A 15,162-nucleotide genomic window follows, 5' to 3' on the forward strand; every position below is an offset into this window, starting at 1 on the left:
TTTGCTTCACGTTATTACTATATAGTATGGTGAATTTGAACTTTCAAAAAACATTGATTTTATGAACTGTGTTACGGTAACATATACATATAGTTTATGTTGGAAAGGAAATGCAGGATGACGCAGAAAACTTTGCAGGATGTTCAACGAGAAGTCGATGAGTATATATCTCAATTTAAGGTCGGCTATTTCAGTCCGCTTGCCTTAATGGCTAGAATGACGGAAGAAGTTGGCGAGCTTGCCCGCGAAATCAATCATGCTTACGGCGAGAAGCCGAAAAAAACAGACGAAGCAGAAAACTCTGTTGAATTAGAGCTGGGGGATATACTTTTTCTGCTTGCATGCTTTGCAAATTCGCTTAATATTGATCTGGCAGAAGCCCACAGCAAGGTGATGGATAAGTTCAACAGCCGGGATGCGAACCGCTGGGAGCGCAAGACGCAAGACGAACTGTAGTCAAGCTTATGACATATGCTGTAACATCAGTCTGTGTACAAGGAGGATGGACAGATGGATGGAGCAGCATGTGTGAAAAAAGCATATGAATTTATATTGCGCAACGATTTTGAATCGGCTATCTATTGGTTTGAGAAGGCAATTGAGCTCGAGCCTCGAGTAGCTGATTATTATTATCGCTGTTCAATTTCATGTGCGCGAAGCGGCAAATGGCAAAAAGCAATGGATTATGCCAAGCATGCGCTGTTGCTTGAGCCTCACAATCAAGAATTTCTTTATCAAGCTGAGGTAGTTGAAGCAAGATTGCTATATATTACTGCGCAGCAAGCAATTGAAGCTAAACCTCCGCAATGGACCATCGCAATTGAGCAGCTGGAACGGTCATTTGAGCTTGATGCTCTGAATTTTGAAGTGCCTTTTACATTAAGTATGGTTTATGATGCTGCCGGAGATATAGAGAAGGCGTTGAAATACGTTCGAGAAGCATTAAAGCTGTCTCCTGACCATGCCGCAGCACGCACTTTATTTGCAAATATTAAAAGAAAATACCGTAAGATTTCCAATAAACGAAATAGACAATGAAAAGGTGATTATGATGACAATCGATAAAATTAGAGTGGCAGTAACGGGAGCAGGCGGACGCATGGGCCGTGAAGTATTGAAAATGGTGCTGGAGGATGAAGCGCTGCAGCTGGTTGCTGCCATTGATCCTTCAGCAGGACCTGTTGATGCAGGCTTGTTAGTCGGCAAGGGTGATACCGGCGTCATTATTAATCCATCTTTAGAGGATGCGCTGGGCAGCTCAAATGCGGATGTTCTAATTGATTTTACTGTTCCTCAAGCAGCATACGGCAATACGAAAACAGCTATCCAGTATGGCGTGCGCCCTGTAATTGGAACTACAGGCTTTACTGCGGGTCAAATTGAAGAGCTTAAGCAGCAATGCGAGGAAAAAGGCATTGGCGGACTTATTGCGCCTAACTTTTCAATCGGTGCTATATTGATGATGAAATTTGCAGCTGAAGCTTCCAAATACTTGCCTCATGTTGAAATCATTGAATATCATGGTGATCAGAAGCTGGACGCGCCATCAGGCACTGCTGTTAAAACAGCCGAGCTTATTTCTGAGGTGCGCGAAGAGCTTAGACAGGGCAATCCAAAAGAGGAAGAGACGATTGAAGGCGCACGTGGCGGCTATTACAACGGCTTTAGAATACATAGCGTGAGACTGCCGGGTGTATTCGCGCAGCAGGAGGTTATTTTCGGCGGATTTGGGCAAACGCTCAAAATTCGCCACGATTCCTATGACAGAGCGGGCTATATGCCAGGCGTCAATATGGCGGTTAAAAAAGTAATGGGCTACACCGGCCTAATATACGGCTTCGAACATATTATGGATTAGCGCAACCGATGCGCGAGAGGGGAAACTCATGCTAAACATTGCATTTATAGCTCACGACAGAAAAAAAGAAGAAATGGTTAATTTTGTTACGGCCTATGAATCTGTATTTAAAGAATATCATTTGTTTTCAACAGGCACGACGGGTCAGCGAATTATGGAGCAGACAAATTTGTCCATTCATCGTTTTTGTTCAGGTCCGCTTGGCGGCGATCAGCAGATTGGAGCACTCGTTGCTCAAAATGAGATGGATTTGATCATTTTCTTGCGTGATCCTTTAATGGCTCAGCCGCACGAGCCTGATATTATAGCTTTGCTGCGCCTTTGCGATGTGCAAGGCATTCCTGTAGCAACTAATATCGCAACTGCAGAGCTGCTTGTAAGAGCTTTGCAGCGTGGTGATTTTGCTTGGCGTGAGCTCGTTCATAAGTATAAGCCAGGAGTGACTGAATAATGGACAAGCTCGATATTCTTGTATTTGGCGCGCATGCAGACGATGCCGAAATCGGTATGGCTGGGACGATAGCAAAGCATGTGCAAGCCGGATTCAAGGTAGGAGTATGCGATTTGACTGAAGCTGAAATGTCTTCTAATGGCACCGTAGAGCTGCGTCGGCAAGAAGCCGATGCGGCTTCCGCGGTGCTTGGTTTATCCGTGCGCAGCAACTTGAAGCTGCCGGATCGGGGGCTGCTTGGTACTCGCGACCAGCTTGATTTAATCGTTGCCGAAATCAGGAAGTATCGGCCCAAAATCGTATTTGCGCCTTATTGGGTTGACAGGCATCCTGATCATATTGCATGCAGCAAGCTGATTGAAGAAGCGGTATTTAATGCCAAATTACGCAAATATATGCCGCAGCTGCCGGCTGTTCAAGTCGAACAGCTTATTTATTATTTTATTAATGATGTAGAGAATGTTTCGTTAATGGTTAACGTAACCGATTATTATGAACAGAAAAAGCAGGCGCTTATGGCTTACCGCTCACAATTTGAAGCAGCGGCGGGCGATCTGGACCGTGTGTCCACGCCGCTTACAAATGGCTATATAGATAAGGTAGAAGCCAGAGATTCCTTGCTCGGCCGCATGAGAGGCTGGAGCTACGCAGAAGGCTTCGCCATCAAGCAGCCATTTGGCATTTCATTGTTTGAATAATGGAGAAGCATAATAGAAAAGGAGGTGCCCGTTACATGGTCAAGAAATTAAAAATTGGTATTACATGCTATCCGACGCTTGGCGGATCAGGTGTCGTGGCAACTGAGCTGGGCAAGCTGCTTGCTGAGCGTGGCCATGAAATTCATTTTATTACACATAGCATTCCTTTTCGATTGGGCAGATTTCATAAAAATATTTTTTTCCATGAAGTAGAAGTAAATGATTATTATGTGTTTCGTTATCCGCCTTACGACTTGTCTCTAGCCAGCAAGATGGCCCAAGTGGCCAATATGCATCAGTTGGATTTGCTGCATGTTCATTATGCGATTCCGCATGCTGTATGCGCTTATTTGGCTCAGCAAATGGTTGGAAAACAGCTTAAAACAGTAACAACCCTGCATGGCACAGACATTACAGTGCTTGCACAGGATGAATCCTTGAAAGATTTGATTCGGTTAGCTATACATAAAAGCGACGCTGTAACGGCTGTATCCAAAGACTTGATTCAAGAAACACAAAGACTGCTCGATATAGCTTCACCTATTGATCTTACGTACAATTTTGTAGACAAACGAGTCTATTATCCGCGAGATGTGTCGAATATGCGTTCCGACTATGCGGCACCCCATGAAAAAATATTAATGCATATTTCTAACTTTAGACCGGTTAAAAGAGTAAGTGATGTAGTCGATATATTTCAGCATGTGCAAAGTAAAATGCCAGCTAGGCTGCTGCTTGTCGGCGAAGGGCCTGAGCAATCAAAAATTCAGCACAAGGTGCAAAGCTTAGGGCTTGAGGATAAGGTGAGCTTCCTTGGCAAGCAGGAGGATGTTGCACAGGTTATTTCTATGGCGGATGTCCTGCTGCTGCCTTCAGAGAAGGAAAGCTTTGGACTCGTAGCCCTGGAAGCGATGGCATGCGGAGTGCCGACTATAGGCTCCAATGCCGGAGGAATACCGGAGCTTGTTACACACGGGGTAACAGGATTTTTGTCAGACATCGGCAATGTGGAGGAAATGTCGGACTATGCCGTCAAATTGCTGAGCGGGGATGAACTGCATAAGCAATTCAAGGAAGCTTGTATTCATCGGGCAAGGCACGAATTTTGCAATGATATTATTACAACGCAATATGAGCAAATTTATTACAGGGTTTTGGGCATTGATGTGGATTTGCCAATTCCGATCTGCTCGGACTAATGAATAATAAATAAAGAGCTGGTGGTGGAAGCCGTGATAATGGAGCTGCCGCAAATGATGGTGAAGGCTTTGCCCATCGTAAGGCGATTGGAGGAGGCTGGCCATAGCTGCGTATTTGTGGGGGGCGCTGTGCGCGATACGCTGTTAGGCTTGCCTATTGCAGATATTGATTTGGCAACCTCGGCTCTGCCGGAGCAAACGATGGCCTTATTCGAACAAGTAATCCCTACAGGACTGCAGCATGGAACGGTCACCGTTGTCTGGGACAAGCAGACCTATGAAATTACTACCTTTCGTGAAGACTCCAGTTACGAGAAGCATAGAAAGCCGCAGTCTGTTCATTATGTGTCTAGCTTGCTTGCGGATTTGAAGCGGAGAGACTTCACGATGAATGCGATGGCTTTTTACGCTGACGGTAAGCTTGCCGATCCTTTTAATGGAAGGCAGCATCTGGCTCGCTCGATGCTCTATTCGGTAGGCTCTGCAGAAGAAAGATTTGAAGAGGATGCGTTAAGAATGCTGCGCGGCGTCAGGTTCATTGCAGTTTATGAGCTGGCGCCTGCTATTTCGATGTGGCGTGCTATTAAATCAAGACGAAGCCTGATGAAGCATATCGCCATGGAACGGGTTCAAGCTGAGCTTGATAAGCTTCTTCAAGCGAGCAATCCTTATAGAGGCCTCCGATGGCTGATCGCAAGCGAGCTGCTGCTGCATGTAAAAGTGCCGCTGGCGAAGGAAGTAGACTTTAGACTTTGTATTATGAGTAGCAAGCTGGACAAGCTTCGTTCATTGCATAGGCTGGATAAGCTTGATTTGCGCTGGGCTGCATTTTTTATAGCTGCTCTGAATTTATCAGCAGCTGAGCATTGGCTTGAGCAATTACGCTTTTCAAATTCAAGAAAAAGTCAAATTATGCTTATTTTACGTCTGCATGCTTCCGCAGTGGAGATCAAAAATAAAGAAGGGGAAATAAGCTCGCACGAATGGGCAGCTATTATAATTGAATATGGCAAGCAAACCGTCTATTACTGGTTGCATATTACGGAGGCTCTGCTTAATCATAGTCAATTGCCTTTTGCTTTAGCGGAATTGAAGCAATTAAAAGATCACGCAGATCTCATCCCTTTGAGCACTCTGAAGGAGCTTGCTATTACAGGGAAGGATTTGCAGCAGATAATGAATAAGCCGGCAGGCCCTTGGGTTAAACAATTGCTGCAAAAATTGCTGCTGAGTGCCGCATTGGGTGAAGTAAGCAATAATTATGATCAATTGGCACAGCATGCGCTAGCCTGGAAAAACGAGGTTGAATGAATGAATCCATTAATAAAGCTATTTCATAATTATCCAGCAGGCTTTATCTCTGGAGCTAAGCTTAGCGAAGAGCTTGGTGTAAGCCGGACAGCCATCTGGAAGCAAATACGCAAGCTTGAAGCTCAAGGGTATGAATTTGAAGCATCTACCAAGCTCGGCTATCGGCTCGTAAGTGCTCCAAAGCTCATTAATGAAGAACAGCTGAAAAAGAAATTAAGGACCGAACGCTTTGGCAAGCAGCTAAAACTGTTTGATGCCGTTGACTCCACCCAAAATGTAGCCAGAGAAGCGGCTGAGAACGGCGCAGCAGAAGGGGCGTTGTTTATAGCTGAGCAGCAAAATAACGGTCGCGGCAGAATGGGCAGAGTTTGGATTTCTCCAGCGGGCAAAGGCATTTGGATGAGTCTTGTGCTTCGTCCTGATATGCCCGTACAGTTTGCGCCTCAGCTTACGCTGTTAACTGCTGTTGCGCTATGCACTAGCCTGAGAGAGCAAACCAGGCTTCCAATCGGAATAAAATGGCCCAATGATTTGCTGATCGACAGAAAAAAAATTAGCGGCATATTGCTGGAATCAACAGCAGAGGATACTCGATTGAAGTATATTATTGCGGGTATCGGAATCAGTGTCAATTTATGTGATGCGGATTATGAGGCGAAAATGCTAAGTAAAGCAGTATCGCTTAGAATGGCAGCAGGCAGACAATTTGATCGGGAGGATATTATTGCCCATTTCTTAGAGAAATGGGAGCAACTGTATGATTTGTACAAGCTGCAGGGCTTTCAGGCGATAGTCCCATTATGGGAATCATTGTCGGTCTCAATTGGAAAAGCTGCAGTGATTACTACTCCACAAGGTGTTATTATAGGAGTGCCGACAGGTCTTGAGGAAAGCGGAGCGATTAAAGTTCGTCTTGAGGACGGATCTGAAAAATCTATTTTTTCAGCTGAGATGGGCGAACCTTTGGATTGATGCCGCCGAGCAATAATAATTGGATTCATGTTGTTGTTTACGAATCGGCCACAATTTGATACTATAAATTTTGACAGGCGGTATTCCTTGAAGCTGCACTGTCGCGGGCAAGAAAAATTTCAACACGGATTGTAAAAGATTAACAATGCGTACTCTGCTCTGAGCCGAAGGGACCGAGACAGAAGGAAGCGGTGTTCTCTAATGTTTCCTTTTCAGTTAAGGGACCTTTTTAGCAATGGCTAAAAGGTTTTTTTGTGTTTAAAATATCCTTAAGGGGATGGTACTGATGAGGAAAAAGCTGACAATAACAAAGATTAAGGACATGAAAAAGCAAAATCAACCGATATCTGTGCTTACTGCATATGATTATCCTTCTGCGAAAATTGCGGAAGAAGCCGGCATCGATGTAATATTGGTTGGCGATTCATTGGGCAATGTAGTGCTAGGCTATGATACAACAATTCCAGTGACACTGGATGATATTATTTATCATACCAGAGCTGTTGTCCGCGGTGCAGCAAATACATTTATCGTTGCAGATATGCCCTTTATGACTTATGGGGCTGGAAAAAAAGCGACGCTTCGCCATGCTGCCCAAATTATGCAAAAAGGCGGCGCTCATGCTGTAAAGCTTGAAGGCGGGCAAGAAATCGCATCAGAAGTTAAAGCGCTGGTTGAGGCTGGCATTCCTGTTATGGGGCATATTGGCTTGACCCCTCAGGCGGTTCATCAAATAGGCGGTTATAAAGTTCAAGGCAAGGATGAAGCAGATATTAAACGGCTCGTTAAGGATGCGATTGCGCTTGAAAAAGCTGGCGCATTCAGTATTGTCGTTGAATTGATGACGGAAGAAGCGGCCTATGCGATTTCAAGCAGCGTCAATATACCTACAATCGGTATAGGCGCAGGCAGGGGCTGTGACGGGCAAGTGCTTGTTTATCATGATCTGATCCAATATTCATCGCCTTATATCCCTAAAAAATTTGTAAAAACCTATGCTGATGTCGGTACTACGATCAAGCTTGCTATAGAACAATACGTTTCTGATGTGAAGAGCAAAGCATACCCTGCAGAAGAGCATGCCTTTCAGCCTGCGGCTGAGGCGCCAGCTGCATTATATGGAAATATTGATGGGGATGCCAAGCAGAAGGGGACGAGCGAGTCATGATGATATGCCGAACAATAAAAGATTTAAAGTCACATTTAAACGATTTGCGTGAATCGGATAAAACAGTAGGCTTTGTGCCTACAATGGGTTTTTTGCATGAAGGTCATGCAAGTTTGATGCGTGCTGCAAGAGAACAAAATCAAATTGTTGTGCTTAGTATATTTGTCAATCCGATGCAATTTGGTCCGAATGAAGATTTGGACCGTTATCCGCGTAATGAGGAAAGAGATATTGAGCTTGCTGCTGCCTGCGGCGTTGATCTTGTCTTTTTGCCGTCAGTGGAGGAAATGTATCCTAAAAAGCCGCTTACTTCAATCAAGATTGCACAAATTACAGATCAGCTGTGCGGAGCATCCAGACCAGGGCATTTTGATGGCGTTGGATTAGTCGTAAGCAAGCTGTTTCACATCGTGAATCCAAGCAGAGCCTATTTTGGCATGAAGGATGCGCAGCAGGTAGCCGTTATCGAGCAGCTTGTCCATGACTTGAATATGGATGTGGAAATTGTAAAATGCCCGATTGTAAGAGAGCCTGACGGGCTTGCATTGAGCTCCAGAAACGTGTATCTGACAGCAGAACAGCGTATTCAGGCGGTCGCCTTGTCGCAGGCTATGCGAATGGCGACTGAACTGTATGAGCAGGATGGTGCAGCTACAGGACAATTATTATTGCAAAAAGTTACAGCCAGAATTAATAAAGAACCATTGGCGAAAATTGACTATGTGCAATTGCTCGCCTATCCTGAGCTAGAGCAAATCGATTTAACTCAAAAGCTGTCAGACAATGACAAGGAGCTGCTGCTCGCGGTAGCTGTATATTTTGGGAAAACAAGATTGATTGACAATAGTTTATTAGTGCCTGTGGAGGTGATGACCCATGTATAGAACGATGATGAAGTCCAAGCTGCACCGTGCCACAGTAACGGAAGCAAATCTTAACTATGTTGGCAGCATAACGATTGATGCAGCTCTGATGGAGGCTGCCAATATTTTGGAAAATGAAAAAGTGCAGATTGTGAACAACAATAATGGAGCAAGACTGGAAACCTATGTTATAGTTGGAGAAAGAGGTTCTGGTGTTATTTGTTTAAATGGCGCGGCAGCACGATTGGTTCAGCCGGGTGACCAGGTTATTATTATTTCATACGCAATGATGACGGAGGAAGCAGCCCGGAACTATAATCCGACTGTAGTTATACTCGGTGAAAACAATAAGCCCGTTCAAATAATGGGCACAGAACCGCATTCTACAATTGTCTGATGAGTATGAAAACATCCTGAACGACAGAGAATGTACGTATCAACTCCTTAGTTCATTTGCAAAGGCGGGATGCGTCATTTTTCAACATATGTTTTCAACGATGAACGAGATGCTGGATCATATTATTGAGCAGTACCCTTGTGCCAATGAAATACAAAAGGACGAGTTCCATCAGCAGCTGCTTGAGCTGAAGCATGCAAGTGATTTATGCATCGAGCAATGGCTGCAATTTGAGGAAAAATGGACCTGCTTTGCCGAATCGCAAAATAGCTGCCAAGCTGTAGAAATGGATGAGCATATGCAGCAGTCATCAAAAAGCGATACTGTTTCATCGTCGATTTCTGCAAATCAGATAGCTCAGGATTATCAATTTAGCCAAACAAACAGCACATTGACTTGGGATGCTGAAAGTGCGCTTCATAAGGGCAAGGGCTATTATAATTTATTTATGTTTTCAGAAGCTGCCGATCAATTCAGCCAAGTGATCCGATTGGCCCCGGAGAGCAATATGGCCCGATTATTTTTGGGCATGAGCATGATGCATATGCAGCAATGGCATGAGGCACAGCGACAATTCCAGTTGCTTATTGTACTGACTGATTATCCAAAGTGGCTTGCACTGGGATATAATGCACTAGGCTGCATACAAGCGATTGAACGAAATTTATCACTTGCCGAGCAGTTTTTCAGGAAAGCTTATGATGTTTATCCGCAGTTTGCGCACTCATTAAATAATCTTGAAGCATGTCTAAGCCAGCCGAAGCAGCTTTCTTTATATTTTGGGAGCACGGAGTTGTGCTGTTTGTGAGAGGATAGGGATGAATGAAGTATGCTGTAATCGATCTGGAAACGACAGGTCATGGAATAGAAGATGAAATCATACAAATAGCTGCAGTAATCGTTGATGAACAATTGAAGGTTGTGGAAACTTACAATTCGTTCGTAAAGCCTTCTGTAGAAATTCCCGCATTTATAACTTCATTGACCGGCATTGATGAAGCAATTGTTGCTGATGCGCCAATGCTTGATGACGTTATTCTAAATGTGATTCCGCTGTTGGATGATGCTGTTCTTGTCGCTCATAATGCGGCTTTCGATGCAGGATTTCTCAACAGAGCTTTAGACCAATGCGGCTATTTGCCTTTTGTAGGCCGCAGGCTTGACACGATTGAAATGCTGCGCGTATTATATCCTTCCATATCCTCTTATCAGCTTGGAGTTGTTGCACAGCTATTTGAAGTATCACATGAGCAGCAGCATCGTGCAGACAGTGACGCAATGGCTACTGCATTAATTTTTATCGAAATGATGAAAAAACTGCGCCAGATGCCGCTGCTTACTTTGCAGCGGCTATCTGTCTTAATAGATGCCGGCAGTGATTTTGGCTGGCTCATACAGCAGACAGAGCAGCTTGTATCAAGTGAAACAGCTTTGGACTCTGCCGAATATGATTATTATCGCCAATTTGCATTGCGCGCCCGGGAATGGACAGAGGAAAAGCCGCCGCGCGAAGAGGCTGCTGCTGATTTGGATATAAGCCAATTAAGCTTTGAGCAATATTTGGATATGATCCAGCATAATTTTAAGCAAAAATTTCCTCAATATGAGGAAAGGACTGCCCAAGTAGAAATGTTCCATCATGTTTACAATGCGCTCAGCAATGACGAGCATTTATTAATTGAAGCAGGAACTGGAACAGGAAAATCACTAGGTTATTTAATCCCGAGCTTATATTATAGCATTCGCAAAGAAGCGAAAGTTGTCGTAAGTACACATACAATCAACTTGCAGGAGCAGCTGCGTCATCGCGACATTCCTTTATTAACAGAAGTGCTCCCGTTTCCGTTCAAGGCATCGATTTTTAAAGGCAGGGGAAATTACTTATGTCTGCGCAAATTTGAAGCTAAAGTTAACGGTATGGAGCCAATCAGCACGAATGATGATATGCTGACGAGAGCTCAGATGGTCGTCTGGCTGAATGAGACAGAAACCGGTGACTACGAAGAATTGAATTTGAGCAATCGCGGCGCAGAGTACTGGTCAGCCGTTTCCAGCGATGCTGACTCTTGTCTGAACAGAGCCTGTCCATGGTTTAAGCGCTGCTTCTATCATCGGGCCAAGCATGAATCTAGCATAGCCGATGTTTGCATAACGAATCACTCCATGCTGTTTACAGATATACATGCCGATCATCGCTTGCTGCCTTCTTACCGCCATCTTATCGTAGATGAAGCGCATCATGTCGAGGATGTAGCCGGCAAGCATCTTGGCATTCAAATTGCTTACTTGCAATTGCCTCAAATCACCACAAGATTATATAAGGATTCACGTACTGGCATGCTGCTATCACTTCGCTCCAGCTTGAACGAAGAAGTGGATGACCATAAAGAGGCCTGGATAGAGACGATTGATGCAGTCATTCCCCAACTGCAGGAGATTAAGGATCAATGGGATGCCTTGTATGAGCTTATGTTTCAGCTTACGTCAAATGGCTCAGAGGACAATGCAGATACAGGCGGAGTTGTGTATCGGATTTCCAGCCAAGAGTTGCCGAAGCAATGGGAAGCGATAGCTGCTGCAGAATCAAATGTTCATATCGAGCTGAACAGTATAATTACAACGGTTGATAAAATGCTCAATGATATAAAAGAAAGAGCAGAGGAAAGCCAATCCCAAGCTTTAGCAGTTGATATTAATGGAGCTATGCGTGATTTGACGCGAATTAAGGATGAGCTTAGAATATTTGTCAAGCTAGAAAAAAATGATTCTGTCTATTGGATAGAAGCAAATCCTGTTTACCGGTTTCGATCTGTGCAATTATATGCTGCACCAGTAGATGTCAGCGAGCAATTGCAAAAGCATTTTTTTGATGTTAAAGATAGTATTGTACTAACTTCTGCTACTTTAACCGTTCAAAAATCTTTCCAGTATGCAGCTGAACAGCTCGGATTATCAGGATACGAGGAGCAGGGTCGTTTAAAAACGGTTCTATTGCCATCTCCATTTAATTACAGGGAGCAAGCGCTGGTCGTTATTCCTAGAGATTTTCCGGTATTGAAAGGGGCATCGGTCAGCGACAAGTATATTGAAAAATTAGCGCAGTCGCTTGCTGCCGCTGCCGTAGAAACGAAAGGTCGAATGCTTATTTTGTTTACATCCTACCGGATGCTCAAAATGACCTATGAACCATTGAAGGAGTTGCTGGCCGGTACCGACATTACCGTGCTGGGACAAGGAATGGACAGCAGTAACAGGACGAAGCTGACAAGGCGGTTTTTGCAGCATCCTATGACAGTGTTATTAGGAACAAGCAGCTTTTGGGAAGGAGTGGACATTCCTGGCGATGCACTTGTTTGTCTGGCAATTGTAAGATTGCCCTTTCAGCCGCCGAATCATCCATTAGCGGAAGCGAAGGCGGAGCTGTTGCTGCGCAAAAAGCAAAATCCTTTTATGAAGCTGTCTATTCCTCAGGCCGTAATCAGATTTAAGCAAGGCTTTGGCAGATTAGTCCGTTCAGCACAAGATAAAGGTATCGTTATTATTTATGATACACGTGTTATAGAGACTTATTATGGAAAGCACTTTTTGTACTCGCTGCCAGGACCAAAAATTGAAACGATGCATGCCGATCAAATGATTGTACGCATGAGAGAATGGCTCAATCCCGCTCAAGTGGAGGTAGAATAATGAAGCAAGCCAAAATATCCGAAGCGGTTGTCAAACGCCTTCCGATTTATTTGCAAGTGCTCAATGAATTGCAGTATCATGAAGTGCAAACTATTTCTTCACAGGATTTAGGGATTAAGCTTGATTTGAATCCTGCTCAAATACGCAAGGATCTTGCCTACTTTGGTGATTTTGGCCGCAAGGGGATAGGATATGATGTTACCTATTTAAGTGAGAAAATCCGCCAAATTTTAAAAGTGGATCAAATTATAAATGTTGCATTAGTAGGAGCCGGTAACCTTGGACATGCGCTTTGCAATTATAATCAGTACTCCAAGGACAATATGAAAATAACCGCTGTTTTTGATATCCATCCTGCTAAGGTAGGGACAAAAATAAATCATTTGATTGTGAAGCCAATGGATGAGCTGAAGGCAACTATCGATGAACAGGAAATTCGCATAGGCATTATTACAGTTCCAGCCCCGGAAGCGCAAAATGTAGCTAATCAATTTATTGATGCAGGCGTAGAGGGCATACTTAATTTTGCCCCTACCGTTTTGCGTGTTCCTGAAGAGGTAAGAATCCACCATGCGGATTTTACAAAAGAGCTGCTTAGCCTTGCCTATTATTTAAACCGAGAGGAAGTTGAAGAGAGTGGGTCAAATTTGGATTAAAGACGGTCTATTTGTAACGATGAACGATGAGCAGCCGGTAGTTAAAGGTCATATGGTTGTAACTAATGATGTCATTACTTATATCGGCGAAGCAGAACCGCCACAGCATTTGCTTGAACAAAATGTAGAGCAAATTAGCGGTGCGAAGCAAGCTTTTATGCCTGGGCTGATCAATACTCATGGACATACGCCAATGACGCTGCTGCGCGGCTTTTCTGATGACCAGAATTTGCAGGTGTGGCTGTCGGAAAAAATGTGGCCAATGGAAGCGAAGTATACGGCTGAGGATACTAAAAATGGAGCGGCGCTTGCGCAAGTAGAAATGCTGCTAAGCGGTACGACTACATTTGTAGATATGTATGATCGTATGGAGTTAGTTGCCGAAATTACTGAATACTCTGGCATGCGCGGTATGCTGACAAGAGGCGTAATCGGGCTTTGCTCGGAAGAAGAGCAAAAGCAGAAGCTGCAAAACGCCATCTCCTTCGCACGCGATTGGAATGGTAAAGCAGGTGGCAGAATCTCAACGATGCTGGCCCCGCACGCGCCTTATACTTGCCCTCCAGCTTATATTGAGCAATTTGTACAGGCGGCGCGCGATTATAACCTGCCCCTACATACTCATATGTCAGAGTCGATTGCAGAGGTAGAGCAAAACGTTAAAGATTACGGCGCTAGACCAGTTGAGCATTTGGATCGTTTAGGCTTTTTTTCTTGCCCAACTTTACTTGCTCATGCCGTTCATCTTACCGATGAAGAAATTGCTTTGCTTGCCGCGCGTGATGTTGCGATTTCCCATAATCCGATCAGCAATTTGAAGCTTGCAAGCGGTGTAGCCAGATTGCCGCAATTGCTTAAAGCGGGCATGCGTGTGTCGCTCGGCACAGATGGTCCGGCAAGCAATAATAATCTGGATCTGTTTGAAGAAATCCGCTTTGCAGCTTTGCTTCACAAAGGTGTATCCTATGACCCGACGGTTATTCCGGCTAGCGAGGCATTGAAGCTTGGCACTATATACGGAGCACGTTCATTATGGAAGGACGAGCAAATCGGCAGCCTGGAAGCAGGCAAGAAGGCAGATTTTATTGCTTTGAATATCGATCAAGCTCATTTTTATCCTATGACGGATATTGTGTCCCATCTTGTTTACTCTGCATCTGGCAAGGATGTGCTTCACGTTTGGATAGACGGCAAACAATTGGTACGCAATCGCGAATGCTTGCTGTTGGATGAAGAAAAAATCAAGTTTGAAGCGGAAGCCAGCTTCAAGCGCATGATCAGCCAATAATGAGAGTTATCGAAAAAAAACGTCCGCCGCTCATGAATCCTAAGCGCTGGCTGATTGTTACAATAATCGCAGTTGCTGCGCTTATTATAAGCTGTGTTTTATATTATAGAGCTATTCAGCAGCCGCTGTGGCAAGAGAAAGAAGCCGCTATTCATAAAGTAATGGAGCAGACTGAGATTACGGAAATTCAATCCATTCATAAGTACATTTGGGATGAAGCGAGCTGGATCGTCAGCGGCACGACGGAAGATCAACAATTGCTAACGGTAGTTATACGGAGGCAGATTGATCCGTTTGTAATAAGCTCCGCCGAATTGCTTAATGAAGATGAAATAAAAAGTAAACTGCAGCAGACGGATGAGGCGGCTATAAAAAAAATACAGCTAGGCTTTATGGAAGGCCAGCTCATATGGGAAGTCCAATTGAAAAAAGACAATCGATACTATTATGCATTTTATCGTGCGACAGATGGACAATTTATTGACGAATATCAAATGCTTAACAAAACGGAACGTTAAAGCGACACGGGCAGTGAAAACGGAACAGTAATGTTCCGTTTTCCTGTATTTACAACATCATTTCTGCTGATATATATGATATACTTTCGTATAGAA

16 protein-coding genes are annotated in these 15,162 nt (G+C 44.1%); all 16 read left to right on the forward strand.

Annotation, left to right across the window (positions count from 1 at the left end; all coding sequences use genetic code 11):
• Positions 1-117 precede the first annotated feature (117 nt).
• The 16 genes from V1L65_RS08550 to V1L65_RS08625 all read left to right on the forward strand — a co-directional run bounded on the left by V1L65_RS08550 (position 118) and on the right by V1L65_RS08625 (position 15,066).
• Complete coding sequence (locus tag V1L65_RS08550) at positions 118-456, forward strand: nucleotide pyrophosphohydrolase (RefSeq protein WP_331698702.1); 339 nt, start codon at positions 118-120, stop codon at positions 454-456.
• 54 nt (positions 457-510) lie between these two features.
• Positions 511-1,038 carry a tetratricopeptide repeat protein gene (locus V1L65_RS08555; RefSeq protein ID WP_331698703.1) on the forward strand — a complete coding sequence of 176 codons (528 nt, stop codon included), beginning with the start codon at positions 511-513 and terminating at the stop codon, positions 1,036-1,038.
• 10 nt (positions 1,039-1,048) lie between these two features.
• Complete coding sequence (gene dapB / locus V1L65_RS08560; protein WP_432503303.1) at positions 1,049-1,858, forward strand: 4-hydroxy-tetrahydrodipicolinate reductase; 810 nt, start codon at positions 1,049-1,051, stop codon at positions 1,856-1,858.
• Between the two features lie 28 nt (positions 1,859-1,886).
• Positions 1,887-2,309, forward strand: coding sequence for a methylglyoxal synthase (gene mgsA / locus V1L65_RS08565; protein ID WP_331698704.1), 423 nt, complete (start codon positions 1,887-1,889; stop codon positions 2,307-2,309).
• Positions 2,309-3,007 (forward strand): bacillithiol biosynthesis deacetylase BshB1, encoded by a 699-nt coding sequence (gene bshB1, locus V1L65_RS08570; RefSeq protein ID WP_331698705.1) that lies wholly within the window; start codon positions 2,309-2,311, stop codon positions 3,005-3,007. Before mgsA ends, bshB1 begins: the two co-directional genes overlap by 1 nt.
• Before the next feature lie 35 nt (positions 3,008-3,042).
• Complete coding sequence (bshA, locus tag V1L65_RS08575; RefSeq protein WP_331698706.1) at positions 3,043-4,206, forward strand: N-acetyl-alpha-D-glucosaminyl L-malate synthase BshA; 1,164 nt, start codon at positions 3,043-3,045, stop codon at positions 4,204-4,206.
• A gap of 24 nt (positions 4,207-4,230) precedes the next feature.
• On the forward strand, positions 4,231-5,517 hold the full coding sequence (locus tag V1L65_RS08580) for a CCA tRNA nucleotidyltransferase (protein WP_331698707.1): 1,287 nt from the start codon (positions 4,231-4,233) through the stop codon (positions 5,515-5,517).
• The gene (locus V1L65_RS08585) at positions 5,518-6,489 is read left to right on the forward strand and encodes a biotin--[acetyl-CoA-carboxylase] ligase (protein WP_331698708.1); all 972 of its coding nucleotides are present in this window, start codon (positions 5,518-5,520) and stop codon (positions 6,487-6,489) included. It abuts the gene before it with no gap.
• Between the two features lie 286 nt (positions 6,490-6,775).
• Complete coding sequence (gene panB / locus V1L65_RS08590) at positions 6,776-7,657, forward strand: 3-methyl-2-oxobutanoate hydroxymethyltransferase (protein ID WP_331698709.1); 882 nt, start codon at positions 6,776-6,778, stop codon at positions 7,655-7,657.
• Positions 7,654-8,541, forward strand: coding sequence for a pantoate--beta-alanine ligase (gene panC / locus V1L65_RS08595; RefSeq protein ID WP_331698710.1), 888 nt, complete (start codon positions 7,654-7,656; stop codon positions 8,539-8,541). The genes panB and panC overlap by 4 nt, the downstream gene beginning before the upstream one ends.
• Positions 8,534-8,917, forward strand: coding sequence for an aspartate 1-decarboxylase (gene panD / locus V1L65_RS08600; RefSeq protein ID WP_331698711.1), 384 nt, complete (start codon positions 8,534-8,536; stop codon positions 8,915-8,917). Before panC ends, panD begins: the two co-directional genes overlap by 8 nt.
• Before the next feature lie 100 nt (positions 8,918-9,017).
• On the forward strand, positions 9,018-9,725 hold the full coding sequence (locus V1L65_RS08605) for a hypothetical protein (RefSeq protein ID WP_331698712.1): 708 nt from the start codon (positions 9,018-9,020) through the stop codon (positions 9,723-9,725).
• 14 nt (positions 9,726-9,739) lie between these two features.
• Positions 9,740-12,604 (forward strand): ATP-dependent DNA helicase DinG, encoded by a 2,865-nt coding sequence (dinG, locus tag V1L65_RS08610; protein WP_331698713.1) that lies wholly within the window; start codon positions 9,740-9,742, stop codon positions 12,602-12,604.
• A complete protein-coding gene (locus V1L65_RS08615; protein WP_331698714.1) occupies positions 12,604-13,260 on the forward strand; it encodes a redox-sensing transcriptional repressor Rex in 657 nt (218 codons plus the stop codon). Before dinG ends, V1L65_RS08615 begins: the two co-directional genes overlap by 1 nt.
• Positions 13,261-13,279: 19 nt before the next feature.
• Positions 13,280-14,548, forward strand: a complete 1,269-nt coding sequence (locus V1L65_RS08620) for an amidohydrolase (protein WP_331698811.1) — start codon at positions 13,280-13,282, stop codon at positions 14,546-14,548.
• Positions 14,548-15,066 (forward strand): cell wall elongation regulator TseB-like domain-containing protein, encoded by a 519-nt coding sequence (locus tag V1L65_RS08625; protein ID WP_331698715.1) that lies wholly within the window; start codon positions 14,548-14,550, stop codon positions 15,064-15,066. The genes V1L65_RS08620 and V1L65_RS08625 overlap by 1 nt, the downstream gene beginning before the upstream one ends.
• Positions 15,067-15,162: the final 96 nt, after the last annotated feature.

Source organism: Paenibacillus sp. IITD108, assembly GCF_036541265.1.
Classification (GTDB): Bacteria; Bacillota; Bacilli; order Paenibacillales; family Paenibacillaceae; genus Pristimantibacillus.

What these genes read in the sequence shown, in the direction of transcription:
- V1L65_RS08550 (WP_331698702.1), top strand. Translation starts at nt 118, where the DNA reads ATGACGCAGAAAACTTTGCAGGATGTTCAACGAGAAGTCGATGAGTAT.
- V1L65_RS08555 (WP_331698703.1), top strand. Translation starts at nt 511, where the DNA reads ATGGATGGAGCAGCATGTGTGAAAAAAGCATATGAATTTATATTGCGC.
- dapB (WP_432503303.1), top strand. Translation starts at nt 1,049, where the DNA reads ATGATGACAATCGATAAAATTAGAGTGGCAGTAACGGGAGCAGGCGGA.
- mgsA (WP_331698704.1), top strand. Translation starts at nt 1,887, where the DNA reads ATGCTAAACATTGCATTTATAGCTCACGACAGAAAAAAAGAAGAAATG.
- bshB1 (WP_331698705.1), top strand. Translation starts at nt 2,309, where the DNA reads ATGGACAAGCTCGATATTCTTGTATTTGGCGCGCATGCAGACGATGCC.
- bshA (WP_331698706.1), top strand. Translation starts at nt 3,043, where the DNA reads ATGGTCAAGAAATTAAAAATTGGTATTACATGCTATCCGACGCTTGGC.
- V1L65_RS08585 (WP_331698708.1), top strand. Translation starts at nt 5,518, where the DNA reads ATGAATCCATTAATAAAGCTATTTCATAATTATCCAGCAGGCTTTATC.
- panB (WP_331698709.1), top strand. Translation starts at nt 6,776, where the DNA reads ATGAGGAAAAAGCTGACAATAACAAAGATTAAGGACATGAAAAAGCAA.
- panC (WP_331698710.1), top strand. Translation starts at nt 7,654, where the DNA reads ATGATGATATGCCGAACAATAAAAGATTTAAAGTCACATTTAAACGAT.
- panD (WP_331698711.1), top strand. Translation starts at nt 8,534, where the DNA reads ATGTATAGAACGATGATGAAGTCCAAGCTGCACCGTGCCACAGTAACG.
- V1L65_RS08605 (WP_331698712.1), top strand. Translation starts at nt 9,018, where the DNA reads ATGAACGAGATGCTGGATCATATTATTGAGCAGTACCCTTGTGCCAAT.
- dinG (WP_331698713.1), top strand. Translation starts at nt 9,740, where the DNA reads ATGAAGTATGCTGTAATCGATCTGGAAACGACAGGTCATGGAATAGAA.
- V1L65_RS08615 (WP_331698714.1), top strand. Translation starts at nt 12,604, where the DNA reads ATGAAGCAAGCCAAAATATCCGAAGCGGTTGTCAAACGCCTTCCGATT.
- V1L65_RS08620 (WP_331698811.1), top strand. Translation starts at nt 13,280, where the DNA reads ATGAACGATGAGCAGCCGGTAGTTAAAGGTCATATGGTTGTAACTAAT.
- V1L65_RS08625 (WP_331698715.1), top strand. Translation starts at nt 14,548, where the DNA reads ATGAGAGTTATCGAAAAAAAACGTCCGCCGCTCATGAATCCTAAGCGC.